The sequence below is a fragment of the Telmatospirillum sp. J64-1 genome (assembly GCF_006980715.1).
Lineage (GTDB): Bacteria > Pseudomonadota > Alphaproteobacteria > Rhodospirillales > Magnetospirillaceae > Oleiliquidispirillum > Oleiliquidispirillum nitrogeniifigens.
Genome location: NZ_SBHN01000007.1, coordinates 164,598 through 186,073 on the forward strand (window position 1 = coordinate 164,598; position 21,476 = coordinate 186,073).

The following is a 21,476-nucleotide window of genomic DNA, read 5'->3' on the forward strand; positions in this document are numbered from 1 at the left end:
ATCCCCAGGGGTACTGGCATCACCGGGAAATAACCGCCAGCGATGCAGCTGAAATGGCCACTTGGCTCAGGACTTGAGTGATATCTCTCGTGAACGTCCAGAAACTGAACGGTGCCGGATCACGCGGAACGATGATCGTGCTTCCCGGAGGTATCTGAACCGAGGAATAATTCCAGAAGGACAACGACAAAGGACGCGCCTCCCCCGAAGGCAGCAAGACGAAAATACGTCCTTCATCAGCCGCGCGGCGCAATCCGCCTGCATTGCGGATATAGACATCCGCTGTTTGCCCCGACCTGAATTGCTGGGCGCCGGGATGCAGCACCTCTCCCGCGACCGCCACATGATTGGGCCGTTTGGGAATGAAGAGAGTGTCCCCCGGCTCCACGACAGTGTCGAGTTCCGGGCGGACCTGCAACACGGCCGGATCGGCCTCGACCACGACTCTTCCCAGGGCCTGGGCTTCGCGCAGTGTCCGCACAGCCCCCTGCATGGAAGCAAGAGCTGCCTGCCGCTCCGGCGTCATCTGTCCGAGACTCAAGGCATCAATCATCGATGCCTCCAATTCGCGTGCGGCAGTCTGATAGCTTTCCTGCTCCTTCTGGCGGACATATTCGCGGGTGAAGACAGCCCCGATCGGGTAGGCTTGCTCCGTCAGACCTCCGGCTCGTGCGATCACATCGGACAAGCGCTCACCACGGCGGATCGTATAGACTCCCGGACGCCGCACTTCTCCCCGCAGCACCACCGGTCCATTGTCCCGGTCTGTGAAGCGCGGATTGACCCGCACCACATCGCCGGGCATCAGCCTGACTTGCTGGGCCATCGGCCCCAGCGCATAGACCTCGCGCAGGGAATCGACGCCATCACCCCCATCGTCCGGGCCGAAACGGATTACTTCCACATTGTTGAGGTCAGCTTCACGCGTCACCCCACCGGCGACCGTCACAACGGTGTCCAGTGCAACACCCGGCAAAACCGGGTAGGCCCCTGCCCGGGCGATCATCCCCTGCACGCTTACCACGTGATCCAGCAGTAAAGGCAGGAGCATTGGATGGTTTTCAAAAACCTCGGGGCAATATTGCACATCCGCAATCGATGGTCTTTGCCCCGGAGCCAACACTTCTCGGGCATTGGCATAGCGGACAACCCCGCTGGCCGCGACGACGTTGGAGAGTTCGCGCAACCCTTTGCAGCTTTCTAAAGCTTGGACAACAGGATCTTCACTGATCGGCAACGAAGTCGGACGACCGTCGAGCAACTGCTCACCTGCAGCATCTGGATTATCCAACTGAACAGCCCCACGCCCGAAAAGCGGTTGCTGGCCAGCCAAGACCGCTTGCACATCGGCCGAAGCAAGATAACGCACGTCCTCTCGACTGAGAATGATCACCTTGTCACGGCTAGACAGGGGCAGATCTTCATAACCGGCTCGAACTGCAGTCAGGTCTACCGGCTGATAACGCCGCATCAAGGTCAGCGGATCGGATGTTTCGACCACGGCAAAAGGCAAATAGGTATCAGGCAGCAAGAGATCATGCTCAGCGAGAAGACTCCGCAGGCTGACGATACGACCAAGATCCCTCATGCCCGGCCGGCTGACATTCCCCTCGACGCTGAAAAATCCGGCTTTTTCGGTGGTAGCACCTTGTAACATCAGGATATCACCGCCCGATAGACGGCCCTGCCCTGCGGCAAGTTCCTGAACCTGGTCGCCCCCTCCCTGGGTACTTGAAAGGCGCAGATGACGATACTGCCCCCCTGCCCGCAGCGGTCCTCCGGCCAGCGCCAAGGCCGCCTGATGCTCAATCGTATTGCCGCTCAATTCATAGATGCCGGGACGCAGTACGTCACCAGTTACCGCAATCGTCTGCCCCAAAGACGGAACGGTGATCCGGTCACCGGCTCGCAACACAGTCGCATCGGCCCCTGGGCGACCGAGCAAAAGGTCGTAGAGATCAATGGTGATGACCTGTTGGTCGCGCAGCAGCTGCACACGACGAAGAGAGCCTGTCTTCTTGACCCCTCCGGCCGTCAGCAGAGCATCCAGCACAGTGGAGAGACCGGAAACCGTCTGCGGCCCAGGTACGACAACCTCGCCAGCAACGACTACGGAGATTTGGCGTACGGCACCAAGAGAAACAAAGACATTCGTTTGAATAAAATTGGCTGCAACCTGAGCTTCCAGATCAGCCCGGAAATCATCGAACCGACGTCCAGCTGCAGGAATGGGAGGCAAATCAGGAAGAACCAAGCGCCCTTCCCGGTCGATCCGCGACCGATAAGTGACATTCCGCTGCCCCCGCAGCGTAGCCACTATCTCGTCACCGACACCCAGCCAGTAATCTTCAGCCCCAGCACCGACCGAACCCTGGCTGATAAAGGGCCGTAATAACTGATCGTAACCGAATTGCCTTAGATTCTCCTCCCCTGCCCGCTTGGCATAATCGACTTCAAGGCGCGTCGGCGCGGCCATCTCCTGAGACTGCTTGGTAAACCAATCGGCATCCGGCCCAAGCATCTGCGTTTGCGGCTGGGGTTGAGGTTGAGGCTCCAAGGCGCTCGGCACCTCCTGAACTTCGCCCTGCGATTGCATGCGCTGCTGAAGCTGATCTAAGATCGCATTTGGGACGGCGGGGGATTGCTGCGCCTGCCCCGCACCGATGGAAACTGAAAAACCCAAGGCGAAAACGACTAGAGCAGAAAATATTTTTTTTAACACGAGAACGACGCCCCCTTACTCGCAAGCCGGGCAGAGTATACGTAAGAGGGGGTTGAGAAGGTAGACAAAATGATAGGGCGACGAACTTTCGTAATAGGCGCAACATCAGCCCTTTTGACAGGCTGCGGCGAGACTACAATGGGGCAGGCTACGGACACCTTAATGTTCGCAATGGGGCGCAGTCCCTCCCCTGACATTGATTTTGCCGCCTTCCGACAATCCCCATACGCTTCCATGTCTGCCAAAGCTGGGTCAGGCCCTCTTTCGGTCATCGTATTGGGCCGGATCGACGGGCGCGACCTGCATTGGTTTTCGGCCGACCGCGCTGCCATAATTACGCGCGGCGGACGTCTAGTCGCCACAGCCGGGTTTCCACAGAATTTGCGCCACACACAAAATCTTGAGCAAGATCCCATCGCCAACCAGCACCCCGTCACAGGCCTCCCCTCGCTCTCAGAGGCCAAGACAAGGCGAATGGTCGATTTGGAATATGAGAACCGTTTCGGGGTGCCCATCCGCTCCCGCTTCGAAATTCAGGGAGAAACGGCAATTAACATCCATGGCCTTAGCCATAATGTAACAGAAGTACGCGAGTATTGTGATGCGGAAAGTTTTCAATGGTCTTTTGAAAACCGCTTCTGGCAGGACAAAACAGGCTTTACGTGGATGAGTGTACAGCATTTTCTGCCTGACACCCCGGCCATTGAACTGGCCGTACTCAAACCAGCCGCTGTCTAGCTACCCACACTGGCACAAGCCCCTATACCACTCCATACCTGGAAACAGGCCTGATACAGGCATAAAAAAGGCTATCGGTAAAACCGATAGCCTTTTTGCCTGCCTATACAGCAGCAAGATGCTTAGCGGGCCGTGCCGGTTGTGCCGGTTGAACCGGTGGTACCAGTCGTGCCACTATTGCTGCTGTTGCTAGCCGCCGCAACAGCAACGCCAACCGCAGCCGCAACACCGACACCAGCAGCAAAGACACCAGCCGTCACACCACCCGCAGCAGCAGCACCGGCACCGGCCGCACCAGCAGCGGCACCACCGGTACCAGCGCCGGCACCCGCAGCAGCACCACTTTCAGCCCCTTGGGCATGCACCGCAGCAGGAGCCGCCACGAGAGCAAGGGCCACGAACGCGCTTGAGATCTTTTTCACGAGAGGCATTTTTCCCCCTAGGATAGCTTGGAACGAACGCAACCTTTATCTCCGTTTGCGCAACGAGAAACAAGCCCTCTTTCGCTGCAACACCCCTTCTGCCACAACTTAATTACAGCATCCTCCCCCCGCGCTCCCCTACACTAGACCGCGCGAGGAGGGCGAAAAAACAGCAGAAGACAGTACGCCACCAGATTTATGACAAAAACATTTCCTACCCAACCCGCGCTTCGGCTCTTTCATCCACACCCTACCCATAATTCGCGAATCTGCGCGCTCCTCATGCTTGTCCTGGCCTTGCTATGGAGCCCTGCTTCCGCCAAAGCAAGCGAATGCGCCACTCTTGCCGCCCAGGCAGAAGAGATGTTTGAAATTCCGCGCTGGATCCTGCAGGCAGTTGTCATGACGGAAAGCAGCAATCATCCCTACGCCCTGAATGTGGACGGCCAAGCTTTCTATCCGGCAACCAAAACCGAGGCCTCGGCCCTTCTGCATAACCACCTTGAGAGCGCGGACAACATAGATGTGGGTTGCGGACAGATTTCCCTACGCCATCACCCGCATTATTTCCGGGACATGCCGGACCTCGCGCTGGATCCGTGGTTCAACATCGTTTATGCGGCAAAATTTTTAATAGAGAACAAGCTGCGCTTCGGCACCTGGACCGAGGCCGTGGCGCATTACCATTCCGGCAATGCGGAACGCCGCCATGCTTATGTCTGCCGTGTGGCCCGGAATCTGACAATTCTCGCCGGACAGAAAGGGGCACATGTAGAAGAATGCTGACGATCGCGCTTGCTTCAAAAGCAAAAGCCCTCGGAAATTGAATATTTCCGAGGGCTTATTGGCTGGGGGACTAGGATTCGAACCTAGGCTGGCGGAGTCAGAGTCCGCTGTCCTACCACTAGACGATCCCCCATCAGGTCGGCTCCGGGCTATTTAATGGTCCGAAACCGTCATGTCAACCCATCGCAGCACAAAGTTCCGGTCGGCCGATAATCGCCAGTTTCGCCGCTAACGGCCCTGTCGTTCATCGCCGAACCCGCCCTTGTGCTTGGACCGGGTCAACGCGAGAGGCCGGCTTTCTATCATGGTGATCGGGCCTTGGCGAGAGGTTTTTGAAGAAAATTTGGGTGGGGTTGTTCCTCCTTTGATGCAGGTCAGGCCAAATGAGGGGTTTCCCGGGGCCGGTAGGGGCACTAGAATGGCTGCTTCTATAGTGCCCGCCTGCATACTTGGCCGCCTTCCGGAGTGTACCCGACCTTGTCCGCCTTGCCTTCGAACCTCACCCAAGCCCCCGGCCGCTCCGCCGCCGCCCGGCAAGGGGGACGGCGTGGGCGTGCGCGGAACGACCTATGCGCGGCGCTGGATCTGGGCACCAACAATTGCCGCATGCTGATCGCCCATCCCGCCGGCCGCGGCTTTCGCGTCGTCGATGCCTTCTCCCGCGCCACCCGCCTGGGGGAAGGCCTGAGCAGCAGCGGCGTCCTGTCCGATGCCGCCATGGAACGCACCATCCAGGCCCTGTCGCGCTGCACCGAGAAGATGCGCCGGGCCGGAGTCTCGCGCATGCGGGCGGTCGCCACGGAAGCCTGCCGCCGCGCCGCCAATGGCAGCGAATTCCTGGAACGCACCGCCATGGCGACCGGGCTGGACCTGGAGATCATCTCGCCCACCGAGGAAGCCCGGCTGGCCCTGGCTGGCTGCGCGCCCCTCCTTGACCACCGCCTGCCCCATGCCCTGGTCTTCGATATTGGCGGCGGCTCGACCGAATTGATGTGGGTCCGCCGCAATCCCGGTGCGCCCCCCAGCATGACCGGTGTGCTGTCGCTGCCCCTGGGCGTCGTGACGCTGGGCGAATTGTTCGGCCATCTCCTGCAAGACCTCGACGGCTATGACGAGGTGGTGGACAGGATCGCCCAGGCCATCCAGCCTTTCGACCGGCAATACGGCATTACCGCCCAGGTGATGCGGGGCAAGGCCCAGATGCTGGGCACGTCCGGCACCGTCACCACGCTGGGGGGGATCCTGCTCGGCCTGCCGCGCTACGAGCGCCGCGCCGTGGATGGGCTGTTCATGAATTTCGACGACGTGGAACAGGTCAGCCGCGCCCTGGCCGGCATGTCCCACGAAGATCGCGTGGCCCATCCCTGTATCGGACGCGACCGTGCCGATCTTGTCGTGGCTGGCTGCGCCATCCTCGCCGCCATATGTAAGGTATGGCCGGTGGGCCGCCTGCGCGTCGCCGATCGCGGCCTGCGCGAAGGCATGCTGTTCGAAATGATGCGGGCGCGCCCCCTTCTCGCAGCGGAATAGATGTAATGAGCAAAACCAAGAGTGCCCTCGGGGGCGGCCGCCAGTCCAGCGGCCGCGGCAACCGCATGCTGGCCGAGCGGGTGAAGACCGCCCGCGGCCGCAAGCCGTCCTCGACCCGCTGGCTGCAACGCCAGCTCAACGACCCCTATGTCATCGAGGCCAAGCGCCAGGGCTGGCGGTCCCGCGCCGCCTTCAAGCTGATCGAGCTGGATGACCGCTTCCACCTGCTCAAGCCCGGCAAGCGCGTCGTCGACCTGGGCGCCGCCCCCGGTGGCTGGACGCAGGTGGCGGTACAGCGCGTGAGGTCGGAACATCCCGGCGGCGGCAAGGTGGTCGGCATCGACATCCTGGAATGGGAACCCGTGCCCGGCGCCACGGTGCTGGTCGGCGACTTCCTGGCCGACGACGCCCCCGACCGCCTGAAGCAGGCCCTGGACGGCCCGGCCGACGTCGTGCTGTCCGACATGGCCGCGCCCACCACCGGCCATCCGCCGACGGACCATCTGCGCATCATCGGCCTAGTCGAAGTGGCCCTGGCCTTCGCCGAGGAAGTTCTGGCCCCCGGCGGCGCCTTCGTCGCCAAGGTCTTCCAGGGCGGCACCGAGAAGAGCCTGCTCGACTGGCTGAAGCGCGACTTCGAAACGGTCCGCCACGCCAAACCCCCGGCCAGCCGCCCCGGCTCGCCCGAGGCCTATGTGGTCGCCACCGGCTTCCGGGGACGGAAGGAAGAAACGCAAAGGGAGGAATAGGGTTCTTGGGCTCTGCCCGAACCCGCTGGGGCCCTGGGCCCCAGCCCTCCCGGAACTTCCGGAAGGCAGAAGCCCTTGCCGTTGATCTGGCGCCGACAGGACAGCGCCCCGCATTCTTCTCCGCCCCTTTTCCCTTAAGCCTGCAAGGGATTTCGATCCCTCCAAATTCGTCCTTGACCAGTACGAAGCATCGCTTGGCAGAAGACCGAGAATGTGTATGATACGCCGCCACACCGAACACCGGAGGCGGCATGCAAATTCAGGAAGCTCTCACTTTTGACGACGTGCTCCTGGTGCCTGCCGAATCGAGCGTACTTCCCGCCCAGGCCGACACGCGGACCCGACTGACCCGGTCGATCGAGCTGGGGATTCCGCTTGTTTCGGCGGCCATGGACACCGTGACCGAAAGTGGTCTCGCCATTGCCCTGGCCCAGCGCGGCGGCATCGGCATCGTTCACAAGAACCTCGAAATCGCCGAACAGGCCGCGGAAGTCCGCAAGGTCAAGAAGTTCGAATCAGGCATGGTGGTCAATCCCGTCACCATCCATCCCGACCAGACCCTGGCCGACGCCCTGGCACTGATGGCCGATTACCATATCTCGGGCATTCCCGTGGTCGAGCGCGGCAGCGGCAAGCTGGTGGGCATCCTCACCAACCGCGACGTGCGCTTCGCCGAGAACCGCCGCCAGCCCGTCAGCGAGCTGATGACCAAGGACAACCTGGTCACCGTGCGCGAGACGGTGGACAAGGAAGAAGCCCGCCGCCTGCTGCACCAGCACCGCATCGAGAAGCTGCTGGTGGTCGACGACGAATATCGCTGCACCGGCCTGATCACCGTCAAGGACATCGAAAAGGCCCAGGCCCATCCGAATGCCTGCAAGGACGATCAGGGCCGCCTGCGCGTCGGCGCCGCGACCGGCGTGGGCGAGGACGGCTACAAGCGCGCCATGGCGCTGCTGGAAGCCGGGGTGGATGTCGTCGTGGTCGATACCGCGCATGGCCATTCGCGCGGCGTCATGGACACCGTTGCCCGCATCAAGGCCGAATCCAACATCGCCCAGGTGATCGCCGGCAACATCGCCACGCCGGAAGCCGCCGAGGCGCTGATCAAGGCCGGGGCCGACGCGGTCAAGGTCGGCATCGGCCCGGGCACCATCTGCACCACCCGCATCGTCGCCGGTGTGGGCGTGCCGCAATTGTCCGCCATCCTGGAAGTGGCCGAGGTGGCCCGCCGAACCGAAACGCCGGTGATCGCCGATGGCGGCATCAAGTTCTCGGGCGACATCGCCAAGGCCATCGCCGCCGGCGCCAATTGCGTGATGATCGGTTCGCTGTTCGCCGGTACCGAGGAAAGCCCCGGCGAAGTCTTCCTCTACCAGGGCCGTTCCTACAAGTCCTATCGCGGCATGGGCTCGCTGGGCGCCATGGCGCGTGGCTCGGCCGACCGCTACTTCCAGGCGGAAGTCTCGGACAACCTGAAGCTGGTGCCCGAAGGCATCGAAGGCCGCGTCGCCTACAAGGGCCCGGTCGATACGGTGATCCACCAGCTGGTGGGCGGCCTGCGCGCGGCCATGGGCTATACCGGCAACGCCACCATCAAGGAAATGCAGAGCAACTGCCGTTTCCGCCGCATCACCTCTTCGGGCCTGCGGGAAAGCCACGTCCATGACGTGTCGATCACGCGCGAAGCCCCCAATTACCGTCCGGAAAGCTGAGCCGAGGGTGACACCTGCCGCCCGCCTGCAGGCCGCCATCGAATTGTTGGCCGAGATCGCGGAGAACCCGCGTCCGGCCGACGGTACGGTGTCGGCCTTTTTCCGCGCGCGCCGCTATGTCGGCGCCAAGGATCGCCGCGCCATTTCCGAACGGGTCTATGGTGTGCTGCGCCGCCGCGCCCGGCTGGACTGGTGGATCGCCCGCGTCGGCACGCCTTCAGGCGGCCCGATGGAGGACCGCGACTCACGCCTGCGCGTCCTGGCCGACTTGGCCCTGACCGACAAGGCCACGCCCGAGGAGATCCAGGAACTCTTCGCCCAAGGTCCCCATGCGCCCGAGCCCCTGGCGCCCGGTGAACGCCGCTTCATGGGGGCGCTGGCCGGCAAGCCCTTGTTCCACGCCGAGATGCCGGGATGGGTGCGGGCCGAATATCCGGAATGGATCGAGCCGCTATTGGCCGAGCTGTTCGGCGAGAACATTCCCGCCGAAATGGGGGCGATGCGCGATGAAGCGCCGCTGGATCTGCGTGCCAACACCCTGAAGGCCACGCGCGAGCAGGCCATCGCCGCCTTGGCAGCGGAAGGGATCGAGGCCAGTCCGACGAAATTGTCGCCGCTGGGCCTGCGGCTTCCCGCGCGCGTCTCGCTGATGAGCCTGAAGGCCTTCCGCAACGGCTTGGTGGAAGTGCAGGACGAGGGCTCGCAGCTCGTGGCCCTGCTGACCGGAGCCGCGCCGGGCCATGCCGTGGTCGATTTCTGCGCCGGTGCCGGGGGCAAGACCCTGGCCCTGGCCGCCAGCATGAAGAACAGCGGCCGGCTGGTCGCCTGCGATGTCGGCGAGGGCCGCATCAACCGCGCCCAGGAACGCCTGCGCCGGGCGGGCGTCCATAACGTCTCGACCCGCGTGCTGAGCAGCGAAAGCGACAAATGGGTCAAGCGCGCCGCCCAATCCTATGACCGTGTCCTCGTCGATGCGCCCTGCACCGGCACCGGCACCTGGCGGCGCAATCCCGATGCCAAATGGCGCCTGAAGCCGGAAACGCTGGCCGACCTGACGGCCTTGCAAAGCCGCATCCTCGATTCGGCCCAACGCTTGGTGAAGCCGGGCGGGCGTCTCGTCTACGCCACCTGCTCGATCCTGCCCGCCGAGAACGAGGAACGGGTCGAAGCCTTCCTGGCCGCCCATCCCGATTTCCGCGCAATCCCCCTTCCCCAGGCCTGGACGGAAACCCTCGGCACATCCTGCCCCTTCCCGGGTCCCTGGCTGCGCCTGTCGCCGCTGGCCCAAGGCACCGACGGCTTCTTCGCCGCCGTGCTGGAACGGCAGGCCGAAGCCTCCTGACCCCGACGAAAGAATGCCGCCCGCCTCCATCCGGAAGCGGGCGGCAAAGCTCATGCTTGCTTTATGCTGTTCATACTGGTCCCTTGCCGCCTCGTCCCCTGAACAAACCGAACAACAGGGCAACGACGAAAAGAACCAGGAAGATGAAGAAGAGTATCTGGGCAATCTCAACCGCAACGGTTGCTACTCCGGCAAAGCCGAAAAATGCCGCAACCAGGGCGACCACAAGGAAAATGGCGGCCCAATAAAGCATCAACGCCTCCTGTCCAGAGAGCCTGTCTTCCCTATGATTTCGCGGTCCATTCCCGTCGTTTCAACAAGACGGAGCTGGCCCAGAGGTCGTAGTATTAGTCCTAAAGATAGGTTTTCGCTGGAGATTCCGACATGAATGCGCCCTCCCTTCCCCCAACCGCCTTGTCCAACGACCTTCTGTCCCAGATGAGGGAAATTCTGGGGGAACGGCTTTCCACTGCCCCGGCCGTGCGCGAACAGCATGGCCGCGACGAATCCTATCACCTGCCCGCCCCGCCCGACGCCGTGGCCTTCGCGCGCTCGACCGAAGAAGTCGCCGCCCTGGTCAAGCTTTGCGCAGCGCATGACGTCCCGGTCATTCCCTTCGGCACCGGCACCTCGCTGGAAGGCCATATCGCGGCAGTGAAGGGCGGCCTGTGCATCGACGTCTCGCAGATGGACGCCATCCTGGAGGTCCGCCCCGAGGACATGGACGTGACCGTCCAGGCCGGGGTGACGCGCAAGCGCCTGAACGACTTCCTGCGCGATACCGGCCTGTTCTTCCCCATCGATCCCGGCGCCGACGCCTCGATCGGCGGCATGGCCGCGACGCGGGCCTCGGGCACCAACGCCGTCCGCTACGGCACCATGCGCGAGAACGTCCTGGGGCTGACGGTGGTGCTGGCTGACGGCCGCATCATCCGCACCGCGCGCCGCGCCCGCAAATCCGCCGCCGGCTACGACCTGACCCGCCTGTTCGTCGGCTCGGAAGGAACGCTCGGCATCATCACCGAAGTAACGCTAAAGCTGCACGGCATCCCCGAAGCCATCACGGCGGCCACCTGCCCCTTCCCCAGCCTAGAGGACGCCGTCAACACGGTGATCGCCACCATCCAGGCCGGCATCCCCGTCGCGCGCATCGAGCTGCTGGACGAAGTCACGGTCGGCGCCGTCAATCGCTATTCCAAGCTGGACTATCCCGAACAGCCCACGCTGTTCTTCGAATTCCACGGCACGGCACAGGGCGTGGAGGAGCAGGCGGTCATGGCCCAGTCCATCGCCGAGGATTTCGGAGGCACCGCATTCAGCTGGGCCAGCAAGGCCGAAGACCGCTCACGGATGTGGCAGGCGCGCCATGACGCCCTCTACGCCTCGCTGGCCCTGCGCCCCGGCTCGAAGGGCATGAGCACCGATGTCTGCGTGCCGATCTCGCGCCTCGCCCAATGCATTCTGGAAACCCGGGAAGACCTGAAGGACGTTCCCGTCCCGGCGGCCATCGTCGGCCATGTGGGTGACGGCAACTTCCATGTCGCCTTGATGGTCGATCCGGAGAACAAGGCGGAAATCGAGGCCGTGAAGGCCTTCTCCCACCGCCTGACACAGCGCGCCATCGCCATGGACGGCACCTGCACCGGCGAGCACGGCATCGGCCTGGGCAAGATGGAGTATCTGCGCGAGGAACTGGGCGAGGCGGTGGACGTGATGCGTGCCGTCAAGGCCGCCCTCGACCCCAAAGGCATCCTCAATCCCGGCAAGGTGATCGAGGGCTAGGAACCTCCGGCGCTTCTCGCTCGTTCTTCCCGTAAGGACGAGGGAGAAGCGCATGAACGAGGGTACCCCCGACGATCAGGTCTACCGCAATGAACAGGTGCGCCGTCGCGCCTATGAATTGTGGGAGAAAGCCGGGCGTCCGCCGGACCGGCATGACGAATTCTGGTTCGAAGCGGAACGCCAGATCGACGAAGGCCAGCCTGCCCGGCAACCGAGTTGAGGCCGTCACGCCAAGCTGCGAAGGGCATTGGCTGATGCGTCCCTGCCCGGAAGCGGGGCCATAACGGCTGGGAAAAGCTGGTCCAGGAGCCCGAGGCTCCGGGCCGATGCAGGGCGAACTCCCCGCCCCCTCTTCACCAGCAACCGGAAAAGAAAAAGCCCCCGGCCTTTCGGCGCGGGGGCTTTTCCTCGCAAGACTGTGCCTTAGTGCACGCTCAGCTTCGACGGCAGGTCCTTAATGGCCTCGTCCACCAGAAGCGCGGCACGGTCGGCCGGCAGGTTCTGGGCAATGATCTGGCGCGTGGCAACCATGGCGATGTCGATGGCGCGGTCGCGCACTTCCTTGGCCGCGGCGGCTTCGGCCTGGGCGATACGCTCCATGGCCTGACGCTCACGGCGCAGCATGGCGGCGTCCAGGTCCTTGGCGGCCTGGGCGGCGATGCGCTCGGCCTCGGCCTTGGCATGGGCCACGATCTCTTCGGCTTCCTTCATCGCGTCGCGCTGCTTGCGCTGATAGGTCGCCAGCATTTCCTGGGCCTCTTCACGCAGGTGCACGGCTTCCTCGATGCGGGCGCGGATGCCTTCGGCGCGGTTGTCCAGGGCATTGGCGATGGCCCGGCCGACCGGACGCCAGGCGAAACCGACGACCAGCAGGAAAGACACCAGCACCCAGAATTCGGGAGCCTGATAGAAGGCGACGTGGTCGGTGACCTGTTCGGGAGTGGCGGCAATAGCGGCGGAGATCATCAGCTCACTCCTTCATTGCGCCAGCGACGGCGGCATCAAGGCTCGCACGGGCGGGCGCTTGGCCGGTCAGGCGCTGGGCCGTCGCTTCAGCGATCTCCAGGGCGACGTCGCGGACGCTGGCCATGGCCTGTTCCTTGACCGCCTGGATGCGGACTTCGCCGGCTTGGATCTGCTCGGCGAGGCGAGCGGAGACTTCCTTCTGGCGCTGCTCGGCCTGCTTGGACAGACGATCCTGCGTCTCGCGCAGCATTTCCTGCGCCTTGGCGCGCGATTCCGCCAGGGCCTTTTCGTAGCTGGCGATTGCCGCCTCGGCTTCGGTCTTGAGCGCCAGTGCCTTGTCGAGATTGTCCTGAATCTTGCGCTGCCGTTCCTCAAGAACTTCACCGATCCTCGGCAAAGCGACCGTGGACATCAGCAGATACAGGAGGGTGAAAGTGATCGCCAGCCAGACCAGCTGAGGCGCGAAAAAGGTCGGGTCGAACTGAGGCATGGACGTTCCTGAAGAAGGGGGCTCCTACAAGCGGTCTGACCGGCGCCCCGTCATTCGGGGGCCGGTCATCCGGAGGCGTCCCGTGCTTACTGGAAAAGCACGATCAGGGCGATAACCAGCGCGAACAGCGCGATAGCTTCGGTAACGGCGAAGCCGATCCAGCCGTACAGTTCGACGGACTGACGAGCGGCCGGGTTGCGGCCCACGGCGGTGATCAGGTTGGACCAGATGTTACCGACGCCGATACCGGCACCGATCATACCGAGGGCGGCCAGACCGGCACCAATGAATCTTCCAGCATCAGCTTCCATGACACACTTCCTTTGTGGACGAGAGGATTAAACTCAGATTCAAGCCCTGCACCCGATCAATGCATATTGATCGCGTCGTTGAGATAGATGCAGGACAGAATAGTGAAGACGTAGGCTTGCAGCAGGGCGATCCCGAATTCGAGGATCGTGATACCAGCCAGGAAGCCCAGGGGAAGAATACCCAGGATCCCGATCGGAACGAAGCCCGCCACCACCTTCAGCATGATGTGACCGACGGTCATGTTGGCCGACAGACGCACAGCCAGGCTGAAAGGACGGGACAGGTAGGAGATCAGTTCGATCGGAACCAGGATGACTGCGGTCACCAGCGGCGCGCCATGCGGGAAGAACATCCGCAGATAATGGGTGCCGTGCCGGGCGAAACCGATGATCGTCACCATGATGAACACGAAGGCCGCCAGCGCGAAGGTGACGATCGTGTGGCTGGTGAAGGTGAACGAGAACGGGATCATGCCCAGCAGGTTGCCGAACAGCACGAACATGAACAGGGTGAAGATGAAGGGGAAATACTTGCGCCCTTCGCTGCCCACGTTGTCGCGTAGCATATTCGCTACGAACTCGTAGGACATCTCCGCCATCGACTGCCAGCGCCCAGGAACCAGCGAGCGATGCCGCATCCCCACGGTCAGGAAGACGGTGATCAGGACCACCGCGGCAACCATCAGCAGCGAGGAATTGGTGAACGACACGTTCACGCCCGCGACTTCCATCGGCACCAGCGGCCGGATTTCAAATTGTTCGATCGGGTTTGCCACCGCGCGTTCCCTCTTAAGAACCGTTTTTTCGATCAGGCTCGTCCTGCCGTGCCTGGGCCTGTCCCACGCCGACGGTATCATCCAGTCCCTTGACAGCCCGATAGACGTTCAACGCACCGGCAGCACTGCCTAGGAACAGAAACACCACCATCAACCAGGGCCTCGTGCCCAGCCACGCATCAAGGGCGTAACCGATGCCGACGCCAACCAACACGCCCGCGACCAGCTCCACGGCAATCCGCAAGCCAAGTCCGATCCCCTTTGATGGGGCCCGTCGGGAGGGGCCGCGCCCGCTATCTAACTCTTCCCGGCTTCGTGCAGCACGCAGCCGGGCCTCAAGATCATCAAAAGGAGGGGGAGAGTCGCCGCGATCAGTCATTTTACTAAAAGCGCCGCCTTGCCCCCCATCCGAGCGCGATAGCGCCAAAAAGCGCGGGCACCATAAGTCGAGCCATGCGACAAGTCAAGACCGAAAACCCCCATGCCAAGTCCTTGTATTACCAGTAGAAATAGCTTTCGAGATCATGCGGGAGCCGTATCTCTCAACCTTTCGGCCTCTTTCAGGTCCACGGAAACCAGAGTGGAAACCCCCCGCTCCGCCATGGTCACGCCGAATAGCCTATCCATCCTGGCCATACTCATACGGTGATGGGTAATAATAAGGAAGCGCGTTTGCGCCTGGCGGGCCATTTCGCCGACCAGTGAACAGAAGCGGTCGACATTCGCATCGTCCAGCGGCGCGTCCACTTCGTCCAGCACGCATATGGGTGCCGGATTGGTCATGAACACGCCGAAAAGCAAAGCCAGGGCGGTCAGCGCCTGCTCGCCACCCGACAGCAGCGACAAATTCTGCAGCCGCTTGCCCGGCGGGCTGGCCATGATATCCAGGCCCGCCGCCAGCGGATCATCGGATTCCGTCAGCGCCAGATGCGCTCGGCCGCCGCCGAACAGCCGCACGAACAGGTCGCGGAAATGGCGGTCCACCTCCTGGAACGAGGCCAGCAGACGCTCCCGCCCCTCGCGGTTCAATTCGTTGATGGCATGGCGCAGCTTGGCGATGGCCGCCGTCAGGTCGTCGCGCTCGGCATTGAGCGTGGCGATCTGCGCTTCCAGTTCCTCCACTTCCTGCTCGGCCCGCAGGTTGACCGGCCCCAGGGCCTCGCGCTCGCGCAGCAGGCGGGCGAGGCGCCGGTCCAGTTCGTCGGGATCGGGGGCATCACCGCCCTCGCGCAACGCCGCCACCTCGGGCATGTCGAGCAATTGCTCGGGCGTCCGGTCGAGCTTTTCCGAAATCCGGCCCGCCACGGCACGGCAGGCCTGGGCACAGGCCGCGACCTCGGCCTCGCGTCGCACCCGCTCCTCGCGCGCCGCCGCCAATTGCTTCTCGATGCCCTTCAACTGGCGGTCGGCCTCGGCGACCACGGCTTCGGCGGCGGCCAGGGCATCGGCGGCCTGCGCGCGTCCCTCCTCGGCCTCCGACAGCAGGTCCATCAATTCGCCGCGCTTGTCGGCGATCTCCATGGGCAAGGCCGCAAGGCGCTCCATCTCGCCCATGGCCTCTTCCCGGCGCAGGGCCAACTCCTCGCGTTCCTCGGCCGCTTCGGCGGCACGGTCGCGCCACGAGGCCATTTCCCGCCCGATGGCGTCGAGGCGGCGGCGGCGCTCCTCGCCCGCACGGGTCAGGCGCTCCAGCTCCGCCCGGGCCTCGATCTGCGCGGCCCGGCGCTCGGCCAGATCGGCCCGCCGCAGAGCCAGCCTCTCGCGCCCGTCCTGCAAGCCCTCGGCCTCCTCGCCCTGGGCACGGGCGGCTTCGGCCTGCGCCTGGGCCTCGGCGATATCGGTGCCCAGGCTGCCCGCCGCCTCGTCCAGGCTGGCCAGGCGCGAGGCGCTGGCGGCGGCTTTCTGGGCCAGACGCGCCAAAGCGTCGCGGGACTGGGCCGTCTCGGATTCGGCCTGTCGCACCTGATCGCGTGCGCGACGTTCGGCCTCGGCGGCCAGTTCGACCGCTTCCGAGGCCTCTTCCACCCGCGCCTCGGCATTCTCCACGCGGAATTCCGCCTCTTCCAACTCGGCGCGCAATTCCGCCAGCCGGTTGCGCTGCCGTAGCCGGGTCGCGGCCACCGAGGGCGCGCCCGCCGCCGCCGTGAAGCCGTCCCAGCGCCACAGATCGCCCTCGCGGGTGACCAGCCTCTGGCCGGGGGCAAGGTCATGGCGCAGGTCCCGCCCGATGGCGACGGAAGCCACCACGCCGATCTGTGACAGGCGCCGGGCCAGGGCCGCGGGCGCCCGGACGTGTTCGGCTAAAGGCTCGGCCCCGGTGGGCAAGGGCGGCAGGGTAGCCAGCGGCGGCAGGCTCATCCAGCGCAGAGGCTGGCCTTCGTCCTCGCTGGCGGGATGGGACAGGTCATCGCCCAGCGCAGCACCCAAAGCGGCTTCCAGCCCCGGCGTCACGGTCAGGGCATCAAGGACAGGCGGCAGGCCGCCCTCACGCACCGCCTCGGCCAGCAGATCGGCCAGCACCCCCTCCTCCGCCCGCAAGCGCGCCCGCTGGGCAGCCTCGGCTTGTAAGGCATCGCGGGCGGCATCGCGCAGGCCTTGCGCGGAATGCTTGGCCTGTTCGGCGGCCTCGGCCTGCTCGCGCGCCTGTTCCAGCGCTTCGGCCGCCGCCTCGACGCGCATCTCGGCCTCGGCCAGCATCTCCTCGGACACTGCTTCGGCTTGGGCGGCATCGCGCTGCGCCTCGATCTCCGCCTGTCGGGCCGACAGCCGGGCGAGACGGGCCTCGGCCTCGGCCAATTGGCGCACGGCGGCGGCACGCTTGGCTTCGGCGGCGGCCACGTCATCGGTCAAGCGGGCCAGTTCGGCTTCGAGCCCCGCCACCGCCTCGGCCAGGGCCTCCAGCTTCTCGGCGGCGATCTCCCGCTCTTCCTCTTCGCCCTCGCGGGCATCCTCGATCTGCCCCTGTTCCTCGGCCAGCCGGGCCAGGGCGGTGGCGGCGTCCTCGGCGCGGGAAGTGGCGCGGTGCAGGTCGGAGTCGATCTGCTGAAGGCGGCGCTGCTGTTCGGCATGGGCGGCGGCGAGACGGCCTTCCTCGGCGTCAAGCTGCTCGCGCGCCACCATCAGGCGCTGGACCTTGGCCGCCGCCTCGGCTTCGGCCTGGCGCAAGGCGGGCAGCCCGGCGGAGGCCTCGGCCTGCGCGGTGGCGGCGCTGGCGGCGGTGCCGGTCAACTCGCCGACCTCCGTCTCGGCCTGGCGCAAGGCGGTGCGGGCTTCGTCCAGGGCGGCCAAGGCGGCAACCCAGCGCAGATGCAGCAGCACCGCTTCCGCCTGGCGGATCTGTTCCGAGATACTGCGATAGCGGGCCGCCTGCTTGGCCTGGCGGCGCAGGCCCTGCAATTGGGCATCCAGGGTCACCAGGACGTCATCCAGGCGCGCCAGGTTCTCTTCCGTCGCCTTCAGGCGAAGCTGCGCTTCGTGGCGGCGGGAATGCAGGCCGCGAATGCCCGCCGCCTCTTCCAGCAGGGCGCGGCGGTCGGCGGGCTTGGCGTTGATCAGGGCGCCGATCTTGCCCTGGCTGACCATGGCGGTGGAACGCGCGCCGGTGGCGGCATCGGCAAAGAGAAGCTGCACGTCGCGCGCGCGCACTTCCTTGCCGTTGACCTTGTAGACCGAACCCGACCCGCGCTCGATGCGGCGCGTGATCTCCAGTTCGTCGTGATCGTTGAAGATCGCCGGAGCCGTGCGCGAGCGGTTGTCGAGATGGACCGTCACCTCGGCGACATTGCGCGGCGGACGGCTGGCCGTGCCGCCGAAGATGACGTCGTCCATGTCGCCACCGCGCATCTGCTTGGCCGAGGTCTCGCCCATGACCCAGCGCAGCGCCTCGACCAGATTGGACTTGCCGCAGCCATTGGGCCCGACGACGCCGGTGGTGCCCGGCGCGACGACCAGATCGGTGGGCTCGACGAAGGACTTGAAGCCCGACAGCCGCAGCCTGGTGAAATGGATCAAGCCCGCCCCCCTTCGCGGACGTGATTGGAAGGGCGGCCCTTAGCGGGCCGCCGCTTCCTCCAGCACCTTCTGGAACTGATCGTAGGGCAACGCGCCGGTCACCCTGCGGCCGTTGATGATGAAGGTCGGGGTCGAGTTGACGCTATGCTCGCTGGCACCGATGTCGCGGCGGGCCTGGATGGCGGTCATCAATTCCTGGTCCTGGAGGCAGGAATCGAATTGCTGCTCGCTCATGCCGCCCAGGCGGGCCACGTTGCGCAGGGCCGCCGCCGGTTCAGGCGCGCGCGACCACTGGGACTGCGTCTGGAACAGGGTTTCCAGGAAGGGGAAATAGCGGTTGTCCCCCGCGCAATGCGCCAGCATCGCCCCGGCCAGGGCCAGCCCGTCGAGCGGGAAGTCGCGGTAGACCAGCTTGGCCCGCCCGGTATCGATCCATTCCGCCTTGACCTGCGGCAGCGTGTCGCGGTGGAAGGCGGCGCAATGCGGGCAGGTCAGCGAGGAATACTCGATGATAGTGACCGGCGCATCGGGATTGCCCAGCACCCGGTCGGGCGCCTTGGCCGCCGGAGCCTCGGCCTGAGCCATCTGCGGCTGAGCGGTCTGGGCGGCGGCGGGCGTGATGGCAGCCCATCCGGCAAGCCCGGCGGCGACAACGGCGGCCGCGCCTGCGACCTTGAACCCAGTCAAACCCTTCACGTCAAATCTCCTTGCAGGTCGCGCGCAGTGTAGAAGCCCGGCAAGCGGGCGACAAGAATTCAAGAGATACATCAGCCCTGGCGGGAAGCAATCCTTTCGCCCAGAGCGGCCAAAGCTTGGCGCAGCTCCTCGTCCTCGATGCCCGCCAGCCCCTGTTCCAGCACCGCCTTGCGCTCGGGCGGCGGCGGAACGGCCGGTTTGGGCTGAGGCGGCGGCTGGCGGCGCGGCAGCGGTCCTTGATTGATCGCGATCCGCGCCACGGCGCCATAGCCGAACCAGGCATTCACCCGCTCGATGATCTGGGGCTGATAATGCTGGAGGATTGTGGCGAAACTACCGTTGGCCACCCGGATATGCAGGGTGCCGCCGCTGCGTTCCCCCTTGGGGAAGGCGATGCGGTCGGGCAAGGCGTGGCTGGCCACCGCCGACCCGACGATGCTGGGCCAGTCCACCAGCATGGCGGCGTTGAAGCCCCGCCGGAAGACGGCCGGGGCCGCAACGGTGCCGACGGGGACCGAAACATGTTCGAGACCCCTTGCATGTCGTTCGCTTTTCCGGCTATCGCTCATGGCTCCTTGTGTGACACGTTCCAGGTCATGTCGCAACACGATCCGAAATTCCTTCCCGAACCGCAATCCCTGCGGCCCGAGAATCTGAGCGGGCGCCTGCTGTCCTGGTATGACCGCAATCGCCGTGTCATGCCCTGGCGCGCCTTGCCCGGCGAACTGGCCGACCCCTATCGCATCTGGCTGTCCGAGGTCATGCTCCAGCAGACCACCGTGGCCGCCGTCATCCCCTATTTCCAGAAATTCGTCGAGCGCTGGCCCACCGTGATGGACCTGGCCCAGGCGCCGCTGGACGACGTGCTGCATGCCTGGGCGGGGCTGGGCTATTACGCCCGCGCCCGCAACCTGCATAAATGCGCCCAGACCGTGGCGGCCTGGCGCGGCGGCGTCTTTCCCGACACCGAGGAAGCCCTGCGCAAGCTGCCGGGCGTGGGCGAATACACGGCAGCGGCCATCGCCGCCATCGCCTTCGGCAAGCCCGCCGTGGTCGTCGACGGCAATGTGGAGCGGGTCATGGCCCGCGTCTTCGCCGTCACCGAACCGCTGCCGCGCGCCAAGCGCCAGATCAAGGAACATGCCGCCACCCTGACGCCCCGGGAACGGCCGGGCGACTATGCCCAGGCGGTGATGGATCTGGGCGCCACCATCTGCACCCCGCGCAATCCCGCCTGCGGCATCTGCCCGCTGATGGCCGCCTGCGTGGGGCGGCAACTGGGCATGGCGGAAGCGCTGCCGGCCAAGGAAGAGAAGCCAGAACGCCCCACCCGCCGGGGCATCGCCTTCTGGGCCACCCGCAAGGACGGGGCCGTGCTGCTGCGCCGCCGTCCCGAAGTCGGCCTGCTGGGCGGCATGATCGAGATCCCCTCGACCCCCTGGCGCGAGGACAAGTGGAGCCTGGAAGACGCCCTGCCCGAAGCCCCCTTCCAGGCCGAATGGCGCCTGCTGCCGGGGCTGGTGCGCCATACCTTCACCCATTTCCACCTGGAACTGGTCGTCGCCGCCGGCAAGATCGGTCCCGCCGCCCTGACACGCGGCCTGTGGGTGCCGCTCGACAAGCTGGGCGACCATGCCCTGCCAACCGTGATGCGCAAGGTGGTCAAACACGCCCTGCTGAAGGCGTATTGAGGGGCGAGGCGGGCCATGCCCCCTAACGCCGCGGCATCGGCGCAGGGGGCGGCAGTTCCTCCGGCGCGGGCGGGGGAATGACCGGCGGAGGCGGCTCGGCGCGTTGGGATGGCGACGGGCCGACATCCCAATTGCCGTCAAAAACATGGGGAAAGCGGTCCTGGGGAGAGCAGGCGGCCAGAAGGGCGGCTCCCGCGACGGCCAGACTCCACCGGCGCATGATCACCCCAGCGCCTGAAGGATCGCCTCGGCGCTCGATCCTTCGAATTTGCCCGGATCGTCGACGACCAGATGCGTGACGGTGCCGTCTTCCACGATCATGGCATAGCGCTTCGAGCGCCGCCCCATGCCCCTTTCGGTGGCATCCCAAACCAGCCCGGCCTTTTCGGTGAAATCGCAGGAACCATCGGCCAGCATGCGGATCTTGCCGCCGACCTCGCGCTCACGCCCCCAGGCATCCATGACGAAGGCGTCATTGACCGACAGGCAGATGATCTCGTCCACGCCCTTGGCCTTGATCTCGTCGGCCTTCTCAACGAAGCCCGGCAGATGCTTGGAGGAACAGGTCGGGGTGAAGGCGCCCGGCAGGCCGAACACAACGATCTTGCGCCCGGCGAACAGGCTTTCGGTCGGCACGTCCTGAACACCGTCGGCGGTTTTCTCGCGCAAGACGGCCTTGGGCAGCTTCTGGCCCGGCTGAATGATCATCCCATATCTCTCCTTGAGCTTCTTCACACGCAACATGGCGC

General features: G+C 64.8%; 20 protein-coding genes and 1 tRNA gene. 9 read left to right on the top strand and 12 right to left on the bottom strand.

Going from position 1 to position 21,476, the window contains the following annotated elements; genetic code table 11:
- Nucleotides 1-19: 19 nt before the first annotated feature.
- On the bottom strand, nucleotides 20-2,722 hold the full coding sequence (locus EPD66_RS08975) for an SLBB domain-containing protein (RefSeq protein ID WP_142848156.1): 2,703 nt from the start codon (nucleotides 2,720-2,722) through the stop codon (nucleotides 20-22).
- A 138-nt stretch (nucleotides 2,723-2,860) separates the two neighbouring features.
- On the opposite strand from EPD66_RS08975, the gene EPD66_RS08980 reads away from it, so the two are divergent.
- Together EPD66_RS08980 and EPD66_RS08990 are read left to right on the top strand one after the other, a co-directional pair.
- Entirely contained in the window at nucleotides 2,861-3,460 is a 600-nt protein-coding gene (locus EPD66_RS08980) for a YjbF family lipoprotein (protein WP_221930931.1), read from the top strand.
- A 704-nt stretch (nucleotides 3,461-4,164) separates the two neighbouring features.
- The gene (locus tag EPD66_RS08990; protein ID WP_185961323.1) at nucleotides 4,165-4,668 is read left to right on the top strand and encodes a lytic transglycosylase domain-containing protein; all 504 of its coding nucleotides are present in this window, start codon (nucleotides 4,165-4,167) and stop codon (nucleotides 4,666-4,668) included.
- Between the two features lie 59 nt (nucleotides 4,669-4,727).
- On the opposite strand, the gene EPD66_RS08995 is transcribed toward EPD66_RS08990, so the two are convergent.
- Nucleotides 4,728-4,801 (bottom strand) — tRNA-Gln (locus EPD66_RS08995).
- A 344-nt stretch (nucleotides 4,802-5,145) separates the two neighbouring features.
- Between EPD66_RS08995 and EPD66_RS09000 the strand changes: the two genes are divergently transcribed.
- The 4 genes from EPD66_RS09000 (at nucleotide 5,146) to EPD66_RS09015 (ending at nucleotide 10,004) form a co-directional block, all read left to right on the top strand.
- The gene (locus tag EPD66_RS09000; protein WP_255448427.1) at nucleotides 5,146-6,198 is read left to right on the top strand and encodes a Ppx/GppA phosphatase family protein; all 1,053 of its coding nucleotides are present in this window, start codon (nucleotides 5,146-5,148) and stop codon (nucleotides 6,196-6,198) included.
- 5 nt (nucleotides 6,199-6,203) lie between these two features.
- Nucleotides 6,204-6,947 (top strand): RlmE family RNA methyltransferase, encoded by a 744-nt coding sequence (locus tag EPD66_RS09005; protein WP_142848159.1) that lies wholly within the window; start codon nucleotides 6,204-6,206, stop codon nucleotides 6,945-6,947.
- 251 nt (nucleotides 6,948-7,198) lie between these two features.
- Nucleotides 7,199-8,662, top strand: coding sequence for an IMP dehydrogenase (gene guaB, locus EPD66_RS09010; protein WP_142848160.1), 1,464 nt, complete (start codon nucleotides 7,199-7,201; stop codon nucleotides 8,660-8,662).
- A 7-nt stretch (nucleotides 8,663-8,669) separates the two neighbouring features.
- Nucleotides 8,670-10,004: an RsmB/NOP family class I SAM-dependent RNA methyltransferase gene (locus EPD66_RS09015; protein ID WP_142848161.1), complete on the top strand. Its 1,335-nt coding sequence runs from the start codon at nucleotides 8,670-8,672 to the stop codon at nucleotides 10,002-10,004.
- Between the two features lie 70 nt (nucleotides 10,005-10,074).
- On the opposite strand, the gene EPD66_RS09020 is transcribed toward EPD66_RS09015, so the two are convergent.
- Complete coding sequence (locus EPD66_RS09020) at nucleotides 10,075-10,257, bottom strand: DUF1328 domain-containing protein (RefSeq protein WP_142848162.1); 183 nt, start codon at nucleotides 10,255-10,257, stop codon at nucleotides 10,075-10,077.
- Between the two features lie 131 nt (nucleotides 10,258-10,388).
- On the opposite strand from EPD66_RS09020, the gene EPD66_RS09025 reads away from it, so the two are divergent.
- Entirely contained in the window at nucleotides 10,389-11,786 is a 1,398-nt protein-coding gene (locus EPD66_RS09025; protein ID WP_142848163.1) for an FAD-binding oxidoreductase, read from the top strand.
- A 52-nt stretch (nucleotides 11,787-11,838) separates the two neighbouring features.
- The gene (locus EPD66_RS09030; RefSeq protein ID WP_142848164.1) at nucleotides 11,839-12,006 is read left to right on the top strand and encodes a DUF2934 domain-containing protein; all 168 of its coding nucleotides are present in this window, start codon (nucleotides 11,839-11,841) and stop codon (nucleotides 12,004-12,006) included.
- Nucleotides 12,007-12,209: 203 nt separating this feature from the next.
- On the opposite strand, the gene EPD66_RS09035 is transcribed toward EPD66_RS09030, so the two are convergent.
- The 8 genes from EPD66_RS09035 to EPD66_RS09070 all read right to left on the bottom strand — a co-directional run bounded on the left by EPD66_RS09035 (nucleotide 12,210) and on the right by EPD66_RS09070 (nucleotide 19,605).
- A complete protein-coding gene (locus EPD66_RS09035; RefSeq protein ID WP_142848165.1) occupies nucleotides 12,210-12,752 on the bottom strand; it encodes a F0F1 ATP synthase subunit B in 543 nt (180 codons plus the stop codon).
- Nucleotides 12,753-12,756: 4 nt separating this feature from the next.
- Nucleotides 12,757-13,242, bottom strand: coding sequence for a F0F1 ATP synthase subunit B' (locus tag EPD66_RS09040; RefSeq protein WP_142848166.1), 486 nt, complete (start codon nucleotides 13,240-13,242; stop codon nucleotides 12,757-12,759).
- Nucleotides 13,243-13,328: 86 nt separating this feature from the next.
- Nucleotides 13,329-13,553, bottom strand: a complete 225-nt coding sequence (locus EPD66_RS09045; protein WP_142848167.1) for a F0F1 ATP synthase subunit C — start codon at nucleotides 13,551-13,553, stop codon at nucleotides 13,329-13,331.
- A 56-nt stretch (nucleotides 13,554-13,609) separates the two neighbouring features.
- The gene (locus tag EPD66_RS09050; RefSeq protein ID WP_142848168.1) at nucleotides 13,610-14,329 is read right to left on the bottom strand and encodes a F0F1 ATP synthase subunit A; all 720 of its coding nucleotides are present in this window, start codon (nucleotides 14,327-14,329) and stop codon (nucleotides 13,610-13,612) included.
- Nucleotides 14,330-14,342: 13 nt separating this feature from the next.
- Entirely contained in the window at nucleotides 14,343-14,573 is a 231-nt protein-coding gene (locus EPD66_RS24805) for an AtpZ/AtpI family protein (protein WP_370511874.1), read from the bottom strand.
- A gap of 278 nt (nucleotides 14,574-14,851) precedes the next feature.
- The gene (gene smc, locus EPD66_RS09060; protein WP_142848170.1) at nucleotides 14,852-18,340 is read right to left on the bottom strand and encodes a chromosome segregation protein SMC; all 3,489 of its coding nucleotides are present in this window, start codon (nucleotides 18,338-18,340) and stop codon (nucleotides 14,852-14,854) included.
- A gap of 39 nt (nucleotides 18,341-18,379) precedes the next feature.
- Complete coding sequence (locus tag EPD66_RS09065; protein ID WP_221930932.1) at nucleotides 18,380-19,036, bottom strand: DsbA family protein; 657 nt, start codon at nucleotides 19,034-19,036, stop codon at nucleotides 18,380-18,382.
- Nucleotides 19,037-19,107: 71 nt separating this feature from the next.
- Nucleotides 19,108-19,605 (bottom strand): DUF721 domain-containing protein, encoded by a 498-nt coding sequence (locus tag EPD66_RS09070; protein WP_142848171.1) that lies wholly within the window; start codon nucleotides 19,603-19,605, stop codon nucleotides 19,108-19,110.
- 27 nt (nucleotides 19,606-19,632) lie between these two features.
- On the opposite strand from EPD66_RS09070, the gene mutY reads away from it, so the two are divergent.
- Complete coding sequence (mutY, locus tag EPD66_RS09075; RefSeq protein ID WP_142848172.1) at nucleotides 19,633-20,727, top strand: A/G-specific adenine glycosylase; 1,095 nt, start codon at nucleotides 19,633-19,635, stop codon at nucleotides 20,725-20,727.
- Between the two features lie 222 nt (nucleotides 20,728-20,949).
- Here the strand turns inward: mutY and EPD66_RS09080 are convergent, their stop codons facing one another.
- Entirely contained in the window at nucleotides 20,950-21,435 is a 486-nt protein-coding gene (locus tag EPD66_RS09080; RefSeq protein WP_142848173.1) for a peroxiredoxin, read from the bottom strand.
- Nucleotides 21,436-21,476 lie beyond the last annotated feature (41 nt).

Bases quoted from the DNA above. Each gene is read 5' to 3' on its own strand.
- EPD66_RS09005 (WP_142848159.1), top strand. From the start codon at position 6,204: ATGAGCAAAACCAAGAGTGCCCTCGGGGGCGGCCGCCAGTCCAGCGGC.
- EPD66_RS09070 (WP_142848171.1), bottom strand. From the start codon at position 19,605: ATGAGCGATAGCCGGAAAAGCGAACGACATGCAAGGGGTCTCGAACAT.
- mutY (WP_142848172.1), top strand. From the start codon at position 19,633: ATGTCGCAACACGATCCGAAATTCCTTCCCGAACCGCAATCCCTGCGG.
- EPD66_RS09045 (WP_142848167.1), bottom strand. From the start codon at position 13,553: ATGGAAGCTGATGCTGGAAGATTCATTGGTGCCGGTCTGGCCGCCCTC.
- EPD66_RS09035 (WP_142848165.1), bottom strand. From the start codon at position 12,752: ATGATCTCCGCCGCTATTGCCGCCACTCCCGAACAGGTCACCGACCAC.
- EPD66_RS09030 (WP_142848164.1), top strand. From the start codon at position 11,839: ATGAACGAGGGTACCCCCGACGATCAGGTCTACCGCAATGAACAGGTG.
- guaB (WP_142848160.1), top strand. From the start codon at position 7,199: ATGCAAATTCAGGAAGCTCTCACTTTTGACGACGTGCTCCTGGTGCCT.
- EPD66_RS09040 (WP_142848166.1), bottom strand. From the start codon at position 13,242: ATGCCTCAGTTCGACCCGACCTTTTTCGCGCCTCAGCTGGTCTGGCTG.
- EPD66_RS08990 (WP_185961323.1), top strand. From the start codon at position 4,165: ATGCTTGTCCTGGCCTTGCTATGGAGCCCTGCTTCCGCCAAAGCAAGC.
- EPD66_RS09080 (WP_142848173.1), bottom strand. From the start codon at position 21,435: ATGATCATTCAGCCGGGCCAGAAGCTGCCCAAGGCCGTCTTGCGCGAG.
- EPD66_RS08980 (WP_221930931.1), top strand. From the start codon at position 2,861: ATGGGGCAGGCTACGGACACCTTAATGTTCGCAATGGGGCGCAGTCCC.
- EPD66_RS09020 (WP_142848162.1), bottom strand. From the start codon at position 10,257: ATGCTTTATTGGGCCGCCATTTTCCTTGTGGTCGCCCTGGTTGCGGCA.
- EPD66_RS09025 (WP_142848163.1), top strand. From the start codon at position 10,389: ATGAATGCGCCCTCCCTTCCCCCAACCGCCTTGTCCAACGACCTTCTG.